The 20,623-nt window shown below is 71.3% G+C and carries 17 protein-coding genes; 12 read left to right on the top strand and 5 right to left on the bottom strand.

The genetic code is table 11. From position 1 onward, the window contains the following. Window positions 1-234 precede the first annotated feature (234 nt). The 4 genes from M8C13_RS24550 (at window position 235) to M8C13_RS24560 (ending at window position 2,575) form a co-directional block, all read left to right on the top strand. Window positions 235-435, top strand: coding sequence for a DUF4244 domain-containing protein (locus M8C13_RS24550; protein WP_252483044.1), 201 nt, complete (start codon window positions 235-237; stop codon window positions 433-435). Then, the gene (locus M8C13_RS24555; RefSeq protein WP_252483045.1) at window positions 432-1,193 is read left to right on the top strand and encodes a TadE family type IV pilus minor pilin; all 762 of its coding nucleotides are present in this window, start codon (window positions 432-434) and stop codon (window positions 1,191-1,193) included. Before M8C13_RS24550 ends, M8C13_RS24555 begins: the two co-directional genes overlap by 4 nt. Then, the gene (locus tag M8C13_RS45530) at window positions 1,190-1,723 is read left to right on the top strand and encodes an Rv3654c family TadE-like protein (protein ID WP_308202857.1); all 534 of its coding nucleotides are present in this window, start codon (window positions 1,190-1,192) and stop codon (window positions 1,721-1,723) included. The genes M8C13_RS24555 and M8C13_RS45530 overlap by 4 nt, the downstream gene beginning before the upstream one ends. Window positions 1,724-1,948: 225 nt before the next feature. Next, a complete protein-coding gene (locus M8C13_RS24560) occupies window positions 1,949-2,575 on the top strand; it encodes a bifunctional DNA primase/polymerase (protein WP_252483046.1) in 627 nt (208 codons plus the stop codon). Here M8C13_RS24560 and M8C13_RS24565 read toward each other — a convergent pair. Beyond that, on the bottom strand, window positions 2,553-4,985 hold the full coding sequence (locus M8C13_RS24565) for a DEAD/DEAH box helicase (RefSeq protein WP_252483203.1): 2,433 nt from the start codon (window positions 4,983-4,985) through the stop codon (window positions 2,553-2,555). The two genes, M8C13_RS24560 and M8C13_RS24565, sit on opposite strands and share 23 nt — an antisense overlap. 362 nt (window positions 4,986-5,347) lie before the next feature. On the opposite strand from M8C13_RS24565, the gene M8C13_RS24570 reads away from it, so the two are divergent. The 3 genes from M8C13_RS24570 (at window position 5,348) to M8C13_RS24580 (ending at window position 9,209) form a co-directional block, all read left to right on the top strand. Continuing rightward, complete coding sequence (locus M8C13_RS24570) at window positions 5,348-7,672, top strand: sodium-translocating pyrophosphatase (RefSeq protein WP_252483047.1); 2,325 nt, start codon at window positions 5,348-5,350, stop codon at window positions 7,670-7,672. Between the two features lie 125 nt (window positions 7,673-7,797). Continuing rightward, entirely contained in the window at window positions 7,798-8,496 is a 699-nt protein-coding gene (locus M8C13_RS24575; RefSeq protein WP_252483048.1) for a hypothetical protein, read from the top strand. Between the two features lie 131 nt (window positions 8,497-8,627). Continuing rightward, window positions 8,628-9,209 carry a hypothetical protein gene (locus M8C13_RS24580; protein WP_252483049.1) on the top strand — a complete coding sequence of 194 codons (582 nt, stop codon included), beginning with the start codon at window positions 8,628-8,630 and terminating at the stop codon, window positions 9,207-9,209. An 87-nt stretch (window positions 9,210-9,296) separates the two neighbouring features. Here the strand turns inward: M8C13_RS24580 and M8C13_RS24585 are convergent, their stop codons facing one another. Beyond that, window positions 9,297-10,124, bottom strand: a complete 828-nt coding sequence (locus M8C13_RS24585; RefSeq protein WP_252483050.1) for a serine protease — start codon at window positions 10,122-10,124, stop codon at window positions 9,297-9,299. Between the two features lie 278 nt (window positions 10,125-10,402). On the opposite strand from M8C13_RS24585, the gene topA reads away from it, so the two are divergent. Genes topA through M8C13_RS24605 form a run of 4 tightly spaced genes read left to right on the top strand, consistent with a single transcriptional unit; the run spans window position 10,403 to window position 17,075 of the window. After that, window positions 10,403-13,273, top strand: coding sequence for a type I DNA topoisomerase (gene topA / locus M8C13_RS24590; RefSeq protein ID WP_252483051.1), 2,871 nt, complete (start codon window positions 10,403-10,405; stop codon window positions 13,271-13,273). Between the two features lie 58 nt (window positions 13,274-13,331). Further along, window positions 13,332-13,775 (top strand): hypothetical protein, encoded by a 444-nt coding sequence (locus M8C13_RS24595; protein WP_252483052.1) that lies wholly within the window; start codon window positions 13,332-13,334, stop codon window positions 13,773-13,775. Between the two features lie 52 nt (window positions 13,776-13,827). Continuing rightward, window positions 13,828-15,828, top strand: a complete 2,001-nt coding sequence (locus tag M8C13_RS24600) for an MFS transporter (protein ID WP_252483053.1) — start codon at window positions 13,828-13,830, stop codon at window positions 15,826-15,828. Between the two features lie 5 nt (window positions 15,829-15,833). Then, window positions 15,834-17,075 (top strand): DNA polymerase III subunit delta', encoded by a 1,242-nt coding sequence (locus M8C13_RS24605; protein WP_374213135.1) that lies wholly within the window; start codon window positions 15,834-15,836, stop codon window positions 17,073-17,075. Between the two features lie 3 nt (window positions 17,076-17,078). Here M8C13_RS24605 and M8C13_RS24610 read toward each other — a convergent pair whose 3' ends face one another. From M8C13_RS24610 to kduI, 3 genes are read right to left on the bottom strand one after another with little or no spacing between them, the layout of a single operon-like run. Beyond that, a complete protein-coding gene (locus M8C13_RS24610) occupies window positions 17,079-17,234 on the bottom strand; it encodes a hypothetical protein (RefSeq protein WP_252483054.1) in 156 nt (51 codons plus the stop codon). Continuing rightward, window positions 17,231-17,998, bottom strand: coding sequence for an SDR family oxidoreductase (locus M8C13_RS24615; RefSeq protein WP_252483055.1), 768 nt, complete (start codon window positions 17,996-17,998; stop codon window positions 17,231-17,233). Before M8C13_RS24615 ends, M8C13_RS24610 begins: the two co-directional genes overlap by 4 nt. A gap of 26 nt (window positions 17,999-18,024) precedes the next feature. Then, window positions 18,025-18,855 (bottom strand): 5-dehydro-4-deoxy-D-glucuronate isomerase, encoded by an 831-nt coding sequence (kduI, locus tag M8C13_RS24620; RefSeq protein WP_252483056.1) that lies wholly within the window; start codon window positions 18,853-18,855, stop codon window positions 18,025-18,027. 140 nt (window positions 18,856-18,995) lie between these two features. Here kduI and M8C13_RS24625 point away from each other — a divergent pair, with 140 nt between their 5' ends. Beyond that, a complete protein-coding gene (locus M8C13_RS24625; RefSeq protein WP_252483057.1) occupies window positions 18,996-20,606 on the top strand; it encodes an L-lactate permease in 1,611 nt (536 codons plus the stop codon). The last annotated feature ends 17 nt before the right edge of the window (window positions 20,607-20,623 follow it).

Genomic DNA, 20,623 nt, shown 5'->3' on the forward strand with positions numbered 1-20,623 from the left:
CGCCCGCCCTTCCCGCCCGCGCGCGACCGGGGGTCCCCCCAAATTCCATTCTTCCAGCCAGCGAAGACAATTCCGCCGCTCAGCGCCCCAGTGATCGCGAGTTATCCACATCGACCCCGGCTATCCACAGATCGTCCCGAGCGGTCATGTGGCAGTGCCAAACGCGAGCAAAGTGGGAGCTGCCGCACCAGCGGCGACCCCCGTCCACAGTGGACAAGTCACTCGGAGGCAAGCGTGCTACCTGAGACATTCCTGCTGCCCAAGCCATTCCCGCGCTTCTGTCAGGCCGACGACGGAACGGTCTCGGTTGAGTACGCGTTGATCATGACTGTCGCCGCGGTGGTCGCCGGGGCTCTGCTCTTCGTCATGAACCAAGAGTGGGTGCGCGATGCGTTCACCGACTTGGTTCGAGGATCGATGACGGTGGACAAGTGATCCGTCGGCGACTGAACGGCGATCGCGGATCGGTCACCATTGAGTCGGCTATCGCCATCGGGGCCGTCTTTCTGGTGGTTGGGCTTGCGATTGCCGGTTTCCAGGCGGTCCTGACGCAGCTGCGGTGTGTGGACGCGGCGCAGGAGGCGGCACGGCTGATCGCGCGCGGTGAACCGGAGCGCGCCGAGGAAGTGGTGCGGGCGATGGTGCCGAACGAGGTGCAGCTGTCCACGCGGTTCGAGGGCGATGCGGTCCGGGTGGAGGTTGTGGCGCGACCACTCGGCAAGCTGTTGTCGCTCCCGTTGCGGGGCACTGCTTTCGCGTTGCTGGAACAGCCAGCTGAGCAGACCGGTGACGAGATACCGGCGCGACGATTACCCGCCTCCGGTAGTGACCAGGGAGGCGACGCCTCGCCCGCTGGGACGCCCGCCCGGGTGTACCCGGGCATCGCGAACGCAGACGCACATGCGCTCATCTCTTCACGCAGAATCGCTCTCACTCATGCGGGCACCCTCGCGGACTCGCGGCCGCCCGCGCACGCGCACCCATCCGCGAGCCAGCGCGCGCACGCGAGCCTGCTCGCACGCGCCCACCCACTCGAAACAAGCTCCGCCCCAATCCGCCCGACCGCCAAGGCCCACCACACTCCAGCCAACAACCGCACCAGCCAACCAACGACGAACTGCTCCAGCACATCTCCGGACCCCGGCTCATCCGCTGCACCACCGCCACCCCCGACCCCCGGCTGGCCGCAGTGAGTGGTCGACCACACCGCTGGTCGGCCCGCTGCGGCGACCCACACGACCGCTGCGGAGGCCTCCAACCCCGCAGCGATGGCCAGCACATCCGCGGCAGCGACCAACACATCCGCGACGGCGGCGAACGCGCCCACGGTGGCCAACAAACCTGCGGCAGCGACGAACGCGCCAGCGGCGATCAGCACACCCGTGGCGGCGACCAAGGAGTCGCGACCGTACTTGCGGGGGCGTTGGTGGTGATGTTGCTGGCCGCGGCGGTGGTTGTGGTGCATCTCGGGGCGGTGGTGGTCGCTCGGCGGCGGGCGGAGGCGGCGGCTGATCTTGCTGCCCTTGGTGGCGCTGGGCAAGTGGTGGCGGGGCGGGGATGTGCGGCGGCGGGGCGGGTGGCGGGGGAGATGGGGGGTCGGTTGGCGGAGTGTGCGGTGGACGGATGGGTGGTGACGGTGCGGGTGGAGGTGGAGTTGCCTGGAGTTTTGTCGATGTTCGGCGCGACGAGCGCGCGGGCGCGGGCTGGTCCGGCCGAAGTGTGAACGGCGCCGGCTGCGATGAGCGGTCATCGAGCGGCGATGAGCGGGCAATTGGTGCCATTACACGGGTTTGTGGGTCGCGGTCAACGGTGAAGTGCGGGTTCCGTCCTGCTTGTGGTCTGCGTTACTCGCCGTGTCGTACCGACCGGTGGTCGACTTCGCGGTTACGTCCACTGGGGGTGGTGCCGTTTCTTGTAGGTGAAGGCTTTGGTTGCAGTAGGAGGCGACATGGACTGGTCGGATAGTTGGCGCAGCGCATTCCGGATCGAGTTGCGGGCGGAGGCCATCGGTCTCGCGTTCCGCGGCTGGCCGGTGCTGCCCGGCACCTATCCGGCGGGCTCGCAGTGGGCGGGCCGCGATGGTGTGCAGGCCGAGGGACCGGTGCCGGTGCACCGCGACTGGCAGGAGCGGATCGGCACCAAGGCCGACCAGGTTGCCTCGTGGTGGACCGGGCGTCCCTACTCGCTGCTGCTGGCCACGGGTGTCGTGCTGGACGCCATCGAGGTCGACGCGGAGCTGGGTCGCCGGGCGGCCACGGCGCTGCGAGTGGCCGGTGGACCGGTGCCGATCGCGGCCACGCCGACCGGGAAGTGGCTGTTCCTGACCACTGCCGGTGAGCCGCTGCGGGACGCGCTGGCCGAGCGGTCCGACATCGCGCTGCTCGGCAAGGGCAGCTGGATCCCGCTGCCGCCCTCGCCGTTCCAGCACGGCGTGGTGCACTGGCGGGTCAAGCCGCAGATCTGTAACTGGAACCTGCCCGAGTCTCACGTCGTGCAGGACGCCATCACCGAAGCCCTTCGTGACGACATGCTTGCCGGGGTCGCCGAGCTGGTCAGCTCGGAACGGTCTCACTGATTGGGGTGGCCGACGGGACGTCGTGGGGCAGCACTCCCAGTACGGCGTCCAGCACGGCCACCGCGCCCGCCTTGTCCAGCGGTTCATTACCGTTGCCGCACTTCGGCGACTGGACACAGGATGGGCAACCAGCCGGGCACTCGCAGGCAGCGATTGCCTCCCGCGTAGCGATCAACCACGGGACCACCGCGGCAAAGCCGCGATCGGCGAAACCGGCTCCTCCGGGATGCCCATCGTGCACGAACACCGTCGCCTCCCCGGTGTCAGCGTGCAAAGCGGTGGACACGCCGCCGATGTCCCAACGGTCACAGGTCGCGAACAGCGGTAGCAGGCCGATCGCAGCGTGCTCGGCTGCATGCAGCGCACCGGGGATGCGCGCCGGATCGAGACCGGCGCCCCCCGGTGCGCTGCTCCGAAGCAGCTCATCGGAGACCGTGTACCAGACCGCCCTGGTGGACAGGGACTGCGCGGGCAGGTCGAGGGGCACCCGGTCGATCACCTCGCCGGAAGGGCGGCGGCGCAGGTAGCCGACGACCTGGGCGGTGACCTCCACCTCGCCGAGGCAGACCCGCACGCCGCTCGCCGCGGCAGCGGAAGAGGCGGTCAGGCCGGGCTGGGCGGACGCCGAGGCACCCGTGACACCAGTGGATGCGGTGGCAGCGGTTGTCCTGCCAGCGGGCACGGAGGCGTTTGCGGGGGCAGGGAAGTGGTGCTGCTCCAAGGTGCGCACGACCCTGATGTCGACCGTCGTGCTCGCCATCGTGGTCCAGTCAGGGGACTCGGCGTGCACCAGCGCCAAGTGGTTGTCCAGGTCCAGCTCGTCGACCACGTAGGACTGGCCCTGGTGCAGGTACAGGGCGCCGGGGTGGACTACCGCGCAGGCGGAGTCCGGGTCGACGGTGCCGAGCAGGCGGCCGGAGTCGGCTTCCACCACCGAGATCTTGTCGCCGCCGGAGCCGCGGATGTCCACCTCGCTGTGCGGTGGGCGGACGTCGGCGTAGTACCAACCCGCCGGTCGGCGGCGGAGGTGGCCGTCGGCGACCAGGGAGTCGATCACCTGGCGGGCGGTTTCGCCGCCGAAGGCGGGCAGGCAGTCCTCGGTGAGGGGTTGTTCGGCGGCGGCGCAGACCAGTTGCGGGGCAAGGACGTACGGGTTCGCCGGGTCCAGGACCGTGGCCTCCACCGGGCGGGAGAGCATCGCTTCGGGGTGGTGCACCAGGTAGGTGTCCAGCGGGTCGTCGTTGGCGACGAAGACCACCAGCGCGCCCTGGCCGTCCCGGCCCGCGCGGCCCGCCTGCTGCCAGAACGAGGCCAGCGTGCCGGGGTAGCCCGCGATCAGCACCGCGTCCAGGCCCGCGATGTCCACGCCCAGCTCCAGGGCGTTGGTGGTGGCGACCGCGAGCAGGTCGCCGGTGCTCAGCGCGTTTTCCAGGGCCCGGCGTTCCTCCGGGAGGTAGCCGCCGCGGTAGGCGGCGACCCTGGCCGCGGAGTCCAGGTCGATGTCGGCGAGGTGGCGGCGGGCGGCCATCGCGGTCAGCTCGGCGCCCCGGCGGGACCGCACGAACGCCAGCGTGCGGGCGCCGGCCAGGACCAGGTCGGCCATGATCCGGGCCGACTCGGCGCCGGCCGAACGGCGGACCGGGGCCCCGTTCTCACCGGCCAGCTCGGGCAGCAGCGGGGGTTCCCACAGCGCGATCGTGCGCGGGCCCGCCGGGGAGGCGTCCTCGGTGACGCCGGCGCAGGGCAGGCCGGTGAGCCTGCCCGCCGAGGCGGCCGGGTCGGAGACCGTGGCCGAGGCCAGCACGAAGGTCGGGTTCGCGCCGTAGCGGGCCGCGATCCGGCGCAGGCGGCGCAGCAGCAGCGCCACGTGCGAGCCGAACAGGCCGCGGTAGCTGTGGCACTCGTCGATCACCACGAAGGACAGCCTGCGGAAGAACGCGCGCCAGCGCTGGTGCCCCGGCAGGATGCCGCGGTGGATCATGTCCGGGTTGGTGAAGATCCACCTGGCGTGTGCGCGGACCCAGTCCCGTTCGACCATCGGGGTGTCCCCGTCGAAGGAGGCCGGGCGCACCCCCGGCAGGTCCAGCTCCTTCACCGCACGTAACTGGTCCGCGCCCAGCGCCTTGGTCGGGGACAGGTACAACGCGGTCGCTTTCGGGTCCGCGAGCAACCGGGACAGCACCGGCAGCTGGTAGGCCAGCGACTTGCCGGAGGCGGTGCCGGTGGCGATCACCACATGCCTGCCCGACCACGCCAGCTCCGCCGCCTCCGCCTGGTGCGACCACGGCCGCGGCACCCCGCAGTCGGTCAGCTTCTCGATCAACGGCCGGGCCGCCCAGTCCGGCCAGTCCGTATGCGCGGCAACACGTTCCGGCAGTTCGGCCACATGGGTCAACGGCGAGGACTCCATCGGGAGGCCACCGGCCACCCGGTCCAGCAGTCCGCCGCCGCGACCGTGCCTCCGCTCGGTCTCCGCCGCCCGCTCCGTTCCCGCGCCCACCACAGCAGCCTGACACAGCACACCGTCGGTTCGCGCCGATGCCCGAACGGACCAAGATCCACAGCTCAGGCCACTTGAACGGTCTAGCGGCACCCCCGGCAAGTGACTCTAGGTATTTGACAAGGGACGCCCCGCAAGGCCCTGTGACCTTGCCAATAGACTCCGCCTCCGTCGCACCGCCGCGATGGTGGCGCGCGTGACTCACCACGCGTCAGAGCGGACGCACATGCCCGGCTCCTGGCGCAACGGACCACGGAGAAGCAGGAGGACGGATGTCCCCCCACAGCCTCGCCCAGGGCAACTGGGCGGCGGAGCTGGTGCTCACCGGGGGCGAACGCGGCATTGTCGCGATCGTCGCGGTAGTCGCCCTCGCCGCCCTAGTCATTGGGTACGTCCTGCTCCGCGAGGTCTTGGCCGCAGGCCAGGGCACCGTGAAGATGCAGGAGATCGCCAAAGCGGTGCAGGAAGGAGCAGCGGCCTACCTGAACCGGCAGTTCAGGACCCTCGGCATCTTTGTCGTCTTGGTGTTCTTGCTGCTGTTCGCGCTGCCCGCGGAGGACTGGACCGAGCGGTTCGGCCGCTCGTTGTTCTTCATCATCGGCGCGGTGTTCTCCGCGGCGATCGGCTACCTCGGCATGTGGTTGTCGACCCGCGCGAACGTCCGGGTCGCGGCCGCGGCCAACGAGGGCGCCGGTGGCCGGGAGAAGGCCACCAGGATCGCCTTCCGCACCGGCGGTGTGGTCGGCATGATCACCGTCGGCCTCGGCCTGTTCGGGGCCGCGCTGGTCGTGCTGGTGTACGTGGGCCAGGCCCCGAAGGTGTTGGAGGGCTTCGGGTTCGGCGCCGCGCTGCTGGCCATGTTCATGCGTGTCGGCGGCGGCATCTTCACCAAGGCCGCCGACGTCGGCGCCGACCTGGTCGGCAAGGTCGAGCAGAACATCCCCGAGGACGACCCGCGCAACGCCGCCACCATCGCGGACAACGTGGGCGACAACGTCGGTGACTGCGCCGGTATGGCCGCCGACCTGTTCGAGTCCTACGCGGTGACCCTGGTCGCCGCGCTGATCCTGGGCACCGCGGCCTTCGGCTCGCAGGGCCTGCTGTTCCCGCTGATCGTGCCCGCCATCGGCGTGCTCACCGCGGTGCTCGGCGTCTACATCACCAAGGCCAGGGCGGGGGAGAGCGGGCTGACCGCGATCAACCGGTCCTTCTACATCTCCGCGATCATCTCCGCGGTGCTGTGCACGATCGCGGCCTTCGCGTTCCTGCCGAGCAGCTTCACCGGCCTCACCGGCGTCTCCGCGGAGATCGCGGCCACCGCGGGCAACCCGGCCATGGTCGCGGCCATCGCGGTGATCATCGGCATCGTGCTCGCCGGGGTCATCCTGTGGCTGACCGGCTACTTCACCGGCACCGAGTACCGCCCGGTCAAGGACGTCGGCAAGACCTCGCTCACCGGCGCGGCCACCGTGATCCTGGCCGGCATCTCGGTCGGTTTCGAGTCCGCGGTCTACACCGCCATCGTCATCGGCGGCGCGGTCTACGGCGCGTTCCTGCTCTCCGGCTCGGTCACGGTCGCGCTGTTCGCGATCGCGCTGGCCGGATGTGGTCTGCTGACCACCGTCGGCGTCATCGTCGCGATGGACACCTTCGGCCCGGTCTCGGACAACGCGCAGGGCATCGCCGAGATGTCCGGCGACGTGCACGGCGAGGGCGCGCAGATCCTGACCGAGCTGGACGCGGTCGGCAACACCACCAAGGCGATCACCAAGGGCATCGCCATCGCGACCGCGGTACTCGCCGCGACCGCGCTGTTCGGCTCCTACACCGACGCGATCAAGCAGGCGCTGCTCGGCGCCGGGCAGGCCTTCGCGGACGCGGACTTCGTGGTCTTCGGCCCCGGCATCCTGGTCGGCCTGATCATCGGCGCGGCCGTGGTGTTCATGTTCTCCGGCCTGGCCGTCAACGCGGTCACCAGGGCCGCGGGCGCGATCGTGTTCGAGGTGCGCCGCCAGTTCCGGGAGAACCCCGGGATCATGGACGGCACCACCAAGCCGGAGTACGGCAAGGTCGTGGACATCTGCACCAAGGACTCGCTGCGTGAGCTGGCCACCCCCGGCCTGCTCGCGGTGCTGGCCCCGATCGCGGTCGGCTTCGGCCTCGGCGTCGGCCCGCTGGCCGGTTACCTGGCGGGCGCGATCGCCTCCGGCACGCTGATGGCGGTGTTCCTGGCCAACTCCGGTGGTGCCTGGGACAACGCGAAGAAGCTGGTCGAGGACGGCCACCACGGTGGCAAGGGCTCCGACGCGCACGCCGCGACGGTCATCGGCGACACCGTCGGCGACCCGTTCAAGGACACCGCGGGCCCGGCGATCAACCCGCTGATCAAGGTGATGAACCTGGTCGCGGTGCTCATCGCCCCGGCGATCATCACCCTGTCCGTCGGCGCGGACGCCTCCCCGGCCATCCGGGCGGCCATCGCGATCGTCGCGGTGCTCATCATCGTGGCCGCGGTGATCGTGTCCAAGCGGCGCGGCACCGCCATCGCCGAGGACAGCCCGGCCGACGGCGAGAAGGTCGCCAACGGCACCGCCTGACCAACGCGGTCTGCACGACAGCTAGAGAGATGCGGCCCGTCCCCGGTATCGGGGGCGGGCCGCACTTCGTTCTCACCGGGCGTCGCCTAACGTCGGCTGGCGACCCCAGCGAACAAGGAGTGCACATGGCCCGCCGTACCCCCACCGGCGTCCTGGCCGCGGCTGCCGGTCTCACCCTCGTCCTGGCCGCCTGTGGCTCCGGCGGCGACACGCCGGGTGCCCAGGGTGCCGACACGCCGTCCAGCGGCTCCAGCGCCACCTCAGCCCCGCAGAACAGCCCCAGCAGCAGCCCTGGTGCCGAGCCCGGCTCACCGGCGCCCGGCGGCACCGGTGGGTCCGGTGGTGCCACGGCTGACCCGGTGCGGTGGAACGACGCGCTCTGCAAGGGCCTGGGCGGCTCCATGCGGGCCATGCTCACCGCGCTCAAGAGCAGCGCGCCGGACCAGCAGCCGGAGGCTCGCAAACAGGCCACCGTCGGCTACCTCGACGCCACCGAGACCGCCCTCGGCACCGCACGGGCCGACCTGGAACGCCTCGGCCACCCGGCCGCGCTGCGCCAGGACACGCACGCCGAGGTGGTCGGCTACCTGGGCAAGGCCGTGGAGGTGGTGAAGCAGAAGAAGCCGGAGATCGCCGCGCTGGACGTCAAGGACCCGCGGTTCGAGGAGAAGCTCCAGCCCTTCGCCGCCGAGGAGCTGGACCCGGCCCGGCTGCTGGCCAAGTTCGAGGAGGTCCGCACCGCGCCCGGCATGGAGGAGGCCTACCGCAAGGCCCCCGAGTGCCAGCGCATGGTCAAGGACACCGAGGGCGCCTTCGGCGGCTGAGGCGGCGATGGGGCAGCCACCCGGTCAGCGCGCGCCGGGCTGTCCGGCCGGTGCCTGACGCCACTCAAAGTTCACACCATCGGGTGAAGTTGGGCGTCGCTCCAGTCGAACATGTGTTCTACGCTGCACCCGTGGGACAGCTGTCCTTCTACTCCGCGGAGGCCAGGCAACCCAGGGTTGCCGACCTGGCCGGGCTGCTGTGCGGGCCGGGACAGGCGGTCGGGTTCGGGCGTGGCGCCGCGGCCAAGGTGACCGTGGAGCTGGCCGAGTCCTGGCGGGCGCACGCGGTGGTGCTGGCCTGCGCCGAGCGCGGGGTGCAGGCCGAGGTCGGCGTCACCGAGGACGGGTGCAGGCAGCTGCGCACCGCCTTCCGCCGCGACCTCGCGCCGCTGGCCACCGCCTGGCTGCGCGGCGCGGAGAAGACCGTGCCCGAGGACCTGGAGCTGGACGGTCCGGCGCTGCGGCTCTGGGCGCTGACCGCGGGCCAGCCGGAGACCAGCGGCTACTCACTCGGCCTCGACCCGCTCGCCCCGCACACGTATCCGCAGCTCACCGCGGCCCTGCTGCGGCTGGGCCTGGCCGGCAGCCTGCTCGGCGCGAAGGCGGGCGGGCCCGCGCTGCGCTTCACCGGGCGACGGCGGCTGGCCCGCCTCGCCGAACTGGTCGGCCCCACGCCGGTGGCGGCCGAGCACAGCTACTGGCCGGCCGCCTGAGTGCCGGCCAGCGCGAAGGCGAAGGGGCCGTTCCGGGCACTCCCACCGTGCGGAACGGCCCCTTCGCCGCGATACCTCAGACGCGGCTCAGCGGCGCGGCTTGGGCAGCGTGCAGCCCGCCTTGTTCGGGTCGATGTTGTTGCCCGCGGTGACACAGGCGTTGACCTGGAAGGTCTGCTGCCCGTAGTTGATGCCGCGGCGCACCGTCACGTTGCCTGCCGCGTCCACCTCGCACGGGTTGTTCTGGGTGCACCGGCCGCCGTTCTCGTTGCCGGTGTTGTTCACCCCGACCACGCTGCCGTCCGCGGTGTCGATGATCGGCGAGCCCGAGGTGCCGCCGATGGTCTTGCACTCGGGCGTGTAGCGAATGGAGTCCTTCCAGGTCCAGTTCGCCTCCTTCACCTGGTGCACGAAGGCGTCGATCTTGCAGGAGTAGATCCGCTTCCAGTAGCCGGAGACCACTCTGATGTCCGCGCCCTGCTTGGGGTGCGCGGTGTTGAGGGTCAGCGCCTTGGTCCGGTACCGGCTCTCGATGTCGGCGTAGCTCTCCTTGAGCTGGTAGAGCGCCAGGTCGGTGTCGGTCATGGTCGCGTAGGCCAGCTTGGTCGCGGTCAGCGTGCCCAGGTTCTGCGCCGAGGGGTTCAGCAGGGTGAAGGTGCGCTGCGAGGGCTGGTTCACGATCACCTCGCCGGCGGCCATGAACTTCACGCAGTGCCCGTTGGTCAGCACCAGCGCCTTGTCCGTGTTCGCCACCCCGGCGGGCCGGACAAGTGAGCCGGAACAATTGTTCAACGCCACGATCGCGGTGTAGTCCACCGCGTTCACCGAGGCCGCCGCCGGCACGGCGGTGAGGGTTCCCATGATCGTCAACGCGGTCCCCGTGGCCGCGAGAAAACCGACAAAACGCCTGGTCATCCGGGTTCTCCTTCGAGCAGGGCGAAGCGGACTGTGCCGTTCGAGCACATCCTGTCCGACCGCTGGCCGCCACCCCCGGAAGTCGGCGGCGAAACACTGGAAGTGAACGGTCTTACCGGCTGTTGAACGGGGTGCCCGGAGCGCCCTGTGACCACATCGGCGTGGGAGACCGCTCGTGGCGGCTGTCATGATGGGTCATTGCACGGGGGTTCAAGCGGCAAGCTGGGGGGCCCGGCCGGGTGGACGGGCAGATCGGTCAGACAAGGAAGCAGGCGCGCGTGGCACGGTCGAAGAGCAGCGAAAACGGGGCGGGCGGTGGCTCCGGCAACCGACGACTGGTGATCGTCGAGTCGCCCGCGAAGGCCCGTAAGATCGCCTCCTACCTCGGGCGCAACTTCGTCGTGGAGTCCTCCAAGGGGCACATCCGCGACCTGCCCAAGGGCGCCTCGGACGTGCCTGCCAAGTACAAGGGCGAGGCCTGGGCCCGCCTCGGCGTGAACGTGGACAACGGCTTCGAACCGCTCTACGTGGTCTCGGTGGACAAGAAGACCACGGTCAGCGAGCTGAAGGAGGCGCTCAAGGGCGTCGACGAGCTCTACCTGGCCACAGACGGTGACCGCGAGGGCGAGGCCATCGCCTGGCACCTGCTGGAGACGCTCAAGCCCAAGGTGCCGGTGCGCCGGATGGTCTTCCACGAGATCACCGAGTCCGCCATCCAGGCCGCCGCGGCCAACCCGCGCGACCTCGACCACGACCTGGTCGACGCCCAGGAGACCCGCCGCATCCTGGACCGGCTCTACGGCTACGAGGTCAGCCCCGTGCTGTGGAAGAAGGTCATGCCGAAGCTCTCGGCGGGCCGGGTGCAGTCGGTGGCCACCCGCATCGTGGTCGAGCGCGAACGCGAGCGGATGCGCTTCACCCCCGCCGGGTACTGGGACATCTCCGCGGTGCTGGACGCGGGCGAGCGGGCCGAGCCGCGCACCTTCGGCGCCCGGCTGCTCACCGTGGACGGCGCCCGGCTGGCCACCGGCCGCGACTTCGGCCCCGACGGCCGCCTCAAGCAGGGCTCCGAGGTCAGGGTGCTGGTCGAGTCCGAGGCCCGCGCGCTGGCCGGCGCGCTGGCCGGGGTGGACTACGCGGTCACCTCGGTGGAGGAGAAGCCCTACACCCGCAAGCCCTACGCGCCGTTCATGACCTCCACCCTGCAGCAGGAGGCGGGACGCAAGCTGCGGTTCTCGGCCGAGCGGACCATGCGCACCGCGCAGCGGCTGTACGAGAACGGCTACATCACCTACATGCGTACCGACTCCACCACGCTGTCGGAGACCGCGATCGACGCGGCGCGCAGGCAGGCCACCCACCTCTACGGCGCGGAGTACGTCAGCAAGACCCCGCGCCAGTACACCCGCAAGGTCAAGAACGCCCAGGAGGCGCACGAGGCGATCCGGCCGGCCGGTGAGTCCTTCCAGACCCCCGGCCAGGTCGCCAACGAGCTGGAGTCCGACGAGTTCCGGCTCTACGAGCTGATCTGGCAGCGCACCATCGCCTCCCAGATGTCCGATGCCCGCGGCACCACCCTGAGCGTGCGCATCACCGGCACCGCGACCAGCGGCGAGGAGTGCGTCTTCAGCGCCTCCGGCCGCACCATCACCTTCGCCGGGTTCCTCAAGGCCTACGTGGAGGCGGTGGACTCCGAGGCCGGTGGCGAGTCCGACGACGCCGAGCGCAGGCTGCCGAACCTGGTCAAGGACCAGCCGATCACGGCCAGCGAGCTGTCCCCGGACGGCCACACCACCAGCCCGCCGCCGCGCTACAGCGAGGCCAGCCTGATCAAGGCGATGGAGGAGCTGGGCATCGGCCGCCCGTCCACCTACTCGCCCACCATCAGCACCATCCAGAACCGTGGCTACGTGTGGAAGAAGGGCTCCGCGCTGGTGCCCTCCTGGGTCGCCTTCGCCGTGGTCGGCCTGCTGGAGCAGCACTTCGGGCGGCTGGTCGACTACGACTTCACCGCCGCGCTGGAGGACGAGCTCGACGGCATCGCCGGCGGTCGGCAGGAGCGCACCGCCTGGCTGTCCGGGTTCTACTTCGGCGGCGAGATCGGGCCGGAGGGCTCGATCGGCCGCGCGGGCGGGCTGAAGAAGCTGGTCGGCTCCAGCGTCGAGCACATCGACGCCCGCGAGGTGAACTCGATCCCGCTGTTCTCCGACGAGGCCGGGCGCACCGTGGTGGTCCGGGTCGGTCGTTACGGCCCCTACCTGGAGCGGCCGGAGCTGGATGAGAGCGGCAACCCCACCGGTGAGTCGCAGCGGGCCAACCTGCCCGACGACCTGCCGCCGGACGAGCTGACCGCGGAGATCGCCGAGACCCTGTTCTCCACCCCGATGGAGGGCCGCACCCTCGGCACCGACCCGGTCTCCGGGCACGAGATCGTGGCCAAGGACGGCCGCTACGGCGCCTACGTCACCGAGGTCCTGCCCGAGGGCAGCAAGAACAAGCCGCGCACCGGCTCGCTGTTCAAGGACATGGACCTGGCCACGGTCACCTTGGAGGACGCGCTGCGGCTGCTGTCCCTGCCCAGGGTGGTCGGCACCGACCCGAACACCGGCGAGGAGATCACCGCGCAGAACGGCCGCTACGGCCCGTACCTCAAGCGCGGCACCGACTCCCGCTCCCTGGTCACCGAGGAGCAGCTGTTCACGGTGACCCTGGAGGAGGCGCTGGCGATCTACGCCGAGCCGAAGAAGCGCGGCCGCCAGGCCGCCGCCTCCGCGCCGCCGCTGAAGGAGCTGGGCAACGACCCGGTCTCCGGCAAGCCGATGGTGGTCAAGGACGGCCGGTTCGGCCCGTACGTCACCGACGGGGAGTACAACGCCTCGCTGCGCAAGAGCGACAGCGTGGAGACCCTCACCGACGAGCGCGCGGCCGAGCTGCTGGCGGAGAAGCGGGCCAAGGGCCCGGCGCCGAAGAAGAAGGCCGCGCCGAAGAAGGCCGCCGCGAAGAAGACCACCACCACCGCGGCCAAGAAGACCACGACGGCCAAGACCACCGCGGCCAAGACCACCAAGGCCGCCACCGCGAAGTCCGGCACCACCAAGGCCGCGGCCAAGCCCGCGGCGAGCAAGTCGAAGGCGGCCAGCAAGTCCTGATGATTCACCCGGCCACCTCCCGGAACCGGCGTTAACCTGGTTCCAGGAGGTGGCTCCCGTGGCCAAGGACGCGCTCTCCGGTGGTGACGGCACGCAGTCCCCGTCGCCCCTGCCGCCGATGTCCGACCCGCTGCTCCCGCCCCGCAACCCGCCGGGGGAGGAGCCGACGACCACCAGGCCCGAGGTGCCCGCCGCACCCGGCGACCCGGAACAGCTGCGCGCCGCGATCGAGGCCGCGCTGGCCGCCGAGGGGGCCGCCCGGCCGCCCGGCTACGCCCAGGCCACCCCGTTCCACCAGCAGGTCGATCCGCTGCCCCGCCGCCGGTTCGTGCCCAAGGCCCGGATCCCGCGGCCCCGCCTGCCGGACATGCGCCGGGCCATGCCCGCCGGCGGCATCACCCCGGCCACCCTCGGCTTCCTCGCGCTGATCCTGCTCACCCTGGTGCTGGTGTACGCGTTCCTGTCCAGCTTCATCAGCTGGTTCTCCGGCCTCTTCAGTTAGCTCCCGGCTACCCTGGGCCCCGTTCGGGGACGTGGAGGCCAGCGCGAGCGAGGTGAGCAGGATCCGGCAGGAACCAGCCGAGTCGTCGGCCTCGACCGTGCACCGGGTGCGCAGCGTGCTGGCCATCGGCCCGTTCCGCAGGCTCTGGGCGGTCAACTCGCTGTGCAGCGTCGGCGACTGGCTCGCCCTGCTGGCCACCACCGCGCTGGCCACCAACCTGACCACCGGCTACCAGGCGCAGAGCTTCGCCTTCGGCGGCGTGGTGGCGATCAAGCTGCTGCCCGCGCTGCTGCTGGCCCCGCTGGCCGGGGCGCTGGCCGACAAGTTCGACCGGCGCAGGCTGATGGTGGTCTGCGACGTGCTGCGCTGCCTGGTGCTGCTGAGCATCCCGCTGGCCGGCTCGCTGTGGTGGCTGTTCGTGGCCACCTTCCTGCTGGAGCTGTGCACGCTGTTCTGGGTGCCGGCCAAGGACGCCTCGATCCCCAACCTGCTGCGCCGTCCGGACCAGGTGGAGACGGCCAACCAGCTGTCCATGGTGATGACCTACGGCGTGTCCGTGGTGACCGCCTCGGGGCTGTTCACCGCGCTGACCGTGCTCGGCCCGACCCTGTTCCTGCCGCTGACCCCGACCCAGATCGTCTACTTCGCGCTGGTGCTCAACGGGCTGATCTACCTCTCCACCGCGATCACCGTGGCCACCCGCATCCCGGAGATCTCCGGCCGGGCAGGCCCCGGCGCGGAGCAGGCGCGCGGGGCCAGCGTGCTCGCCCTGGTCCGGGACGGCCTGCACTTCGTCGGCACCACCCCGCTGATCCGCGGCCTGGTGATCGGCATCGCCGGCGCCTTCACCGCCGGTGGCGCGGTGATCGCCTGCGCCAAGCTGTACGCGGTCAGCCTCAAGGGCGGCGACGCCAGCTACGGCCTGCTGTTCGTCTCGATCTTCCTCGGCCTGGGCAGCGGCATGGTCATCGCGCCCAAGCTGTCCCAGCGCATCCCGCACAACCGGCTCTTCGGCGCGGCCATCGTCGGCGCGGGCGCGGTGCTGCTGCTGGTCGCGCTGGCCCCGCACCTGTGGCTGGCGCTGCTCACCGTCCTCGGCGTCGGCGCCTCCGCCGGGGTGGCCTTCCTGACCGGCATGACCATCATCGGCGCCAAGGTCGAGGACGCCATCCGCGGCCGCACCGTGGCCTTCATGCAGTCCCTGGTCCGGCTGGTGCTGATGGGCTCGATGGCGCTGGTCCCGGTGCTGGTCGGCCTGCTGCCGCCGCGGACCTGGCACCTCTTCGGCGCGGAGCTGGCCGTGGACGGCACCCGGCCGATCCTCTTCGGCGCAGGCATCATCGCCGCGGTGCTCGGCGTGGTGGCCTACCGGCAGATGGACGACCGGCGCAGCGGGCCGATCCTGTCCGAGCTGATGTCCGTGCTGCGCCGCCGGCGCCGCAGCAGCGGGCTGCTGATCGCGGTGGAGGGCGACACCGTGGCCGACACCTCCGCCCAGTCCCAGCGGCTGGCCGAGTGGCTGCGCGCGGAGGGCCAGGAGGTGGTGCTGGCCGCCGATCCCGCGGTGGAGGAGCGGCGGCTGCTGGCCGAGGCCGGGCTGCACAGCCCCAGGGCGCACGTGCTGATGTCCGCCGCGGTCCGCGCCGACCTGGTGGAACAGGTGGTCAAGCCCGCGCTGGCGGCCGGCGCGGTGGTGGTGCTGGAGCGTTCGGTGCACGGCCCGCTGGCCGAGCTGGGCGCCAGCGCCGGGATGGACGCCGCCGAGTTGGAGAGCCTCGCCGAGTTCTCCACCGGCAGGCTGGCCGCCGACGTCACCGTGCTGCTGGACAAGGACCCGGCCACCCCCTCGGCGAACCTGGCCGAACAGCCGTGGCGGATGCACCGGCTGCTCACCGAGATGGCCGCCGCCGAACCCGACCGCTACGTGGTGGTGGAGGCCGGTGGCGGGGTCGAGGAGGTGGCCGAACGGGTGCGCGAGGCGGTCCGCCCGGTGCTGGCCAACCGCCAGCAGGGCACGCCGGAACCGGGATTGTCGGCCGCCGGGGCAGGATAGGACCCGTGACGCTGACCCGAGAGGACATCGAGCAGGCGCCGACCAGCGGGGTGTGGGGTGACGTGGTCGGCCAGCCCGGCGTGGCCCTGGTGCTGGCCACCGCCGCGCGCGCCGCCGCTGACCTGGTCGAAGGCCGTCCGATCCAGCCGGGCTCGATGACCCACGCCTGGCTGTTCACCGGCCCGCCCGGCTCCGGCCGCTCGGTGGCCGCCCGCGCCTTCGCCGCCGCCCTGCAGTGCGCGCAGCCCAGCGGTGACGGGATCTGGGGCTGTGGACAGTGCCGCCCCTGCCACACCGTGCTCACCGGCACGCACGCCGACGTGCGGGTGGTGGCGCCGGAGGGACTGTCCATCGCGGTGGCCGAGATGCGCGCGCTGGTGCAGATCGCCGCCCGCCGGCCCACCGCGGGCCGCTGGCAGGTGGTGATCATCGAGGACGCCGACCGGCTCACCGAGGGCGCGGCCAACGCGCTGCTCAAGGCGGTCGAGGAACCCCCGTCGCGGACGGTGTTCCTGCTCTGCGCGCCCTCGGACCACCCGGAGGACGTCTCGGTCACCATCCGCTCCCGCTGCCGGGTGCTGGCCCTGGGCACGCCGACGGTGGCCGCGATCGAGGACGTGCTGCGCCGCCGCGACGGCATCCCGGCGGACCTGGCCGCCTGGGCCGCCTCGGTCTGCGGCGGCCACGTCGGCCGGGCCCGCAGGCTGGCCACCGACCCGGAGGCACGCGCCCGCCGGGAGTCCGTGCTGCGCATCCCCACCGGCCTCCGCCGCCCCAACGACGTGTTCACCAGCGCCGACGACCTGGTCAAGGCGGCCGAGTCGGAGGCGGCCGCGGTCAGCGAGGCCAAGGACGGCGCCGAGCGGGACGCGCTGGAGACCGCGCTCGGCGGTGGCGGCACCGGCAAGGGCGTGGCCGCCGCGGCCCGCGGCGCCAAGTCCGCGCTCAAGGACCTGGAGAAGCGGCAGAAGTCCAGGGCCACCCGCACCCAGCGGGACGCCCTGGACCTGGCCCTGGTCGACCTGGCCGGGTTCTACCGGGACGTGCTCACCGCGCGGCTGGGCGCCGAGGTGCCGCTCAACCACCCCGACCGCGCCGCCGACATCCGCACCGCGGCCGCCAGCTGGACCCCGGAGGCCACCCTGCGGCGGCTGGAGGCGGTGCTGTCCTGCCGGGAGGCGCTGGGCCTCAACGTCAAGCCCCGGATCGCGATCGAGGCCATGGTGACCACGCTGTACCACGGCTGAGGCTCAGCCCGGCTCCGGAGCACCGAAGGCCGCGGAGACCGCCCTGGCCGCCCGCAGCACCCTCGGCGCGTGCGCCACCAGCTCGGCCAGCTCCACCTCGGGCAGCGCGGCCAGCACCGCCAGCGCCTTCTCCACCGCGCCGCCGGGTCCCTCGGTCACCGGCCCATCCAGCCGCCGTCGACCACCAGCACGTGCCCGTTGACGTAGTCGGAGGCAGGCGAGGCCAGGAACACCGCCGCGCCCACCAGGTCCTCCGGGTCGCCCCAGCGCCCGGCCGGGATGCGCGCCCGGATGGCCGGCTCGCGGGCCGGGTCCGCGCGCAGCGCCGCGGTGTTGCTGGTGCTGATGTAGCCCGGCGCGATCGCGTTGACCTGCACGCCGTGCGCGGCCCACTCGTTGGCCAGCGCCGAGGTCAGCCCGGCCACCGCGTGCTTGCTCGCGGTGTAGGCCGGCACCAGGATGCCGCCCTGGAAGCTGAGCAGCGAGGCGATGTTGACGATCTTGCCGGAGCCGCGCGCCACCATCTGCCGCCCGGCCAGCTGGCAGAGCGCGAACACCGAGTCCAGGTTGACGCTGACCACCCGCCGCCAGTCGGCCAGCGGCACGTCCACGGCGGCCTGGCGGTGGATGGTGCCCGCGTTGTTGACCAGGACGTCGATCTCCTGATCCGCCAGCAGCGCGCCGACCTCCCGCTGCACACCGTCCACATCGGACAGATCGACGAGCAGGCTGCGCGCGGACACCCCGTGCCCACGGATCTCCTCCGCCATCTCGGAAAGATCACCGCCGCGGCCCAGCAGCACCAGGTCGGCCCCGGCACTGGCCAGGCCGTTGGCGATGGCCCGGCCGATGCCGGTGCGCGCGCCGGTCACCAGCGCGGTCCGGCCGCGCAGCGAGAACAACCGCTGGACTGCCCCGTTCACCCTGTCTCCCCGTTCACCCTGTCTCCTCAGCGCAGCTCGGTCAGTGCGACCGGGTCCATGTCGTCGTAGGCCTGGTTCTCCCCGGCCATGGCCCAGACGAAGGAGTAGGCGTGCGTGCCCGCGCCGCTGTGCACCGACCAGCTCGGCGAGATCACCGCCTGCTCGTTGGCCACCACCAGGTTCCTGGTCGCGGCCGGCTCACCGAGCAGGTGGATCACTCGCTGGTCCTCGGGCAGGTCGAAGTAGAGGTAGCACTCGGTGCGCCGGTCGTGCGTGTGCGGCGGCATCGTGTTCCACACACTGCCCTCGGCGAGGGTGGTGATACCGAGTACCAACTGGCACGACTTGATTCCATTCACATGGATGAACTTTCGGATGGATCGGGCGTTCGCGGTCCGCTGCTCGCCCAATTCCAGAATGTCCACATCCGTGAACCGGGCCAATTCCGTCGGATGGCTGGTATGAGCTGGCGTGGAGAACAGGTAGAAATGCGGGGAGTCCGTCTCGTCCGAATCGAACACGACGTCGACCGCGCCGCGGCCGACGTAGAGGCAGTCCCGATGCGCCAGCCGATACGCCGTGCCGTCGACGGTCACGGTGCCGCCGCCGCGCACCGCCACCACCGCCATCTCCCGCCGGGCCAGGAAGTTCTCCGCGCGCAGCGGGTCGGCCGAGGGCAGCCGGAGCGGCTCGCCCGGCCTGGGCACGGCGCCGCCGAGCACGGTCCGGTCCTCGTGCGAGTACACCGTGTGCACCTGTCCCGGTTCGAAAAGATCCGCTACCAGGTAGTGCGCGCGGAGCTGCTCGGTGTCGAAACCGGCGACTTGCGCGGGATTTGTCGCGTGCCTTACCTGCATGAATTGCCTCCCCTGTGGGTCCATGCGCTGGATGGCCCTTTACGTTTCGGACTGGGCGGTGTCACGATGTGGCCGCTTGCCATGGAACACCGTTCTGACAAACGGGACAAGTCCGCGAAACAGGCGAGGAGGCAGCCCCCGTGTACCAGCAGGATCCGAATCCCACGGGGTCGCTGTTGCTCTCCGCGTTGCTCGCGCTGCTGCCGCTGGTGGTGCTGCTCGTGCTGCTCGGCGTCTTCCGCTGGCAGGCGCACTGGGCCGGGCTGACCACGCTGGCGCTCTCGCTGGCGATCGCGGTGCTCGGCTACTCGATGCCGCTGGGACTGGCGCTCAACTCCGCCGCCTACGGCGCGGGGCAGAGCGTGCTGGTGGTCCTGTGGATCACCTTCAACGCGATCTGGATCTACAACCTGACCGTGCACAGCGGCCACTTCGCGGTGCTGCGCCGGGCGTTCAGCTCGATCAGCGACGACCCGCGCACCCAGGCGATCGTCATCGCGTTCTCCTTCGGCGCGCTGCTGGAAGCGCTTGCCGGGGGCGGCGGGCCGGTGGCGATCTGCTCGGTGATGCTCATCGCGCTGGGCGTGCACCCGCTCAAGGCGGCCACGCTGGCCCTGGTCGCGGACACCGCGCCGGTGGCCTTCGGCGGCATGGGCAACCCGATCACCGTGCTCAGCTCGGTCACCGGCCTCTCCGCCGAGGCCTACGGCGCGATGGCCGGGCGGCAGGTCTCCATCCTGGCCGTGCTGATCCCGTTCCTGCTGGTCTTCATCGCCGACGGCAGGCGGGGGCTGCGCGAGGCCTGGCCGGTGGCGCTGGCCGCCGGGCTGTCCTTCGGCCTCGCCCAGTTCGTGGTCTCCAACTACATCTCCTACCGGCTCTGCGACATCATCGCCGCGATCGTCTCGGTCGGCGCGGTGCTGGTGGTGACCAAGCTCCGCACACCCCGGCCGGTCACCGTGCTCGCGCGCACCGGCGGCGCGGGTGAACCCGAGCCGCAACCGGACTCCCGCCGGGACACCGCGGTCGCCTTCGCCCCGTACGCGATCATCGTGGCGGTCTTCTCGCTGGCCCAGTTCGACGCGGTGAAGGCGCTGCTGAACCAGGCCACCTGGGTGTTCCAGTGGCCGGGCCTGCAGGTGGCCACGGCCAGTGGGAAAGCGGTCTCCACCAGCTACACCTTCAACATCGGCTCGGCCACCGGCACCCTGCTGCTGATCTCCGGCCTGCTGGTCCTGCCGGTGCTGCGGATCTCCCCGCTGACCGCGCTGCGCGTCTACGGCCGGACCATCCGCCAGTTCGGCTGGGCGATCCTGGCCATCCTCAGCGTGTTCGCGCTCTCCTACGTGATGAACCTGTCCGGCCAGATCATCACCCTCGGCGTGTGGCTGGCCGGCGCCGGCGCGTTCTTCGCCTTCCTGTCCCCGATCGTCGGCTGGTTCGGCGTCACCATCACCGGCACCGACGCGGGCGCCAACGCCCTCTTCGGCGGGTTGCAGACCACCGCGGCCCAGCAGGTCGGCGCCTCGCCGATCCTGTTCGGCGCGAGCAACTCCTCCGGCGGCGTGATGGCCAAGATGATCTCGCCGCAGAACCTGGCCATCGGCACCGCCGCGGTCGGCCTGGTGGGCAAGGAGGGCGACCTGTTCCGCCGGGTGTTCGGCTGGAGCCTGTCGCTGCTGCTGGCCATGTGCGTGCTCAGCTACCTGCAGTCGACCCCCGTGCTGGGCTGGATGGTCCCCAGCCCCTAAGACCCTGGGCGCCACCC

The sequence above is a fragment of the Crossiella sp. SN42 genome (genome assembly GCF_023897065.1).
Classification (GTDB): domain Bacteria; phylum Actinomycetota; class Actinomycetes; order Mycobacteriales; family Pseudonocardiaceae; genus Crossiella.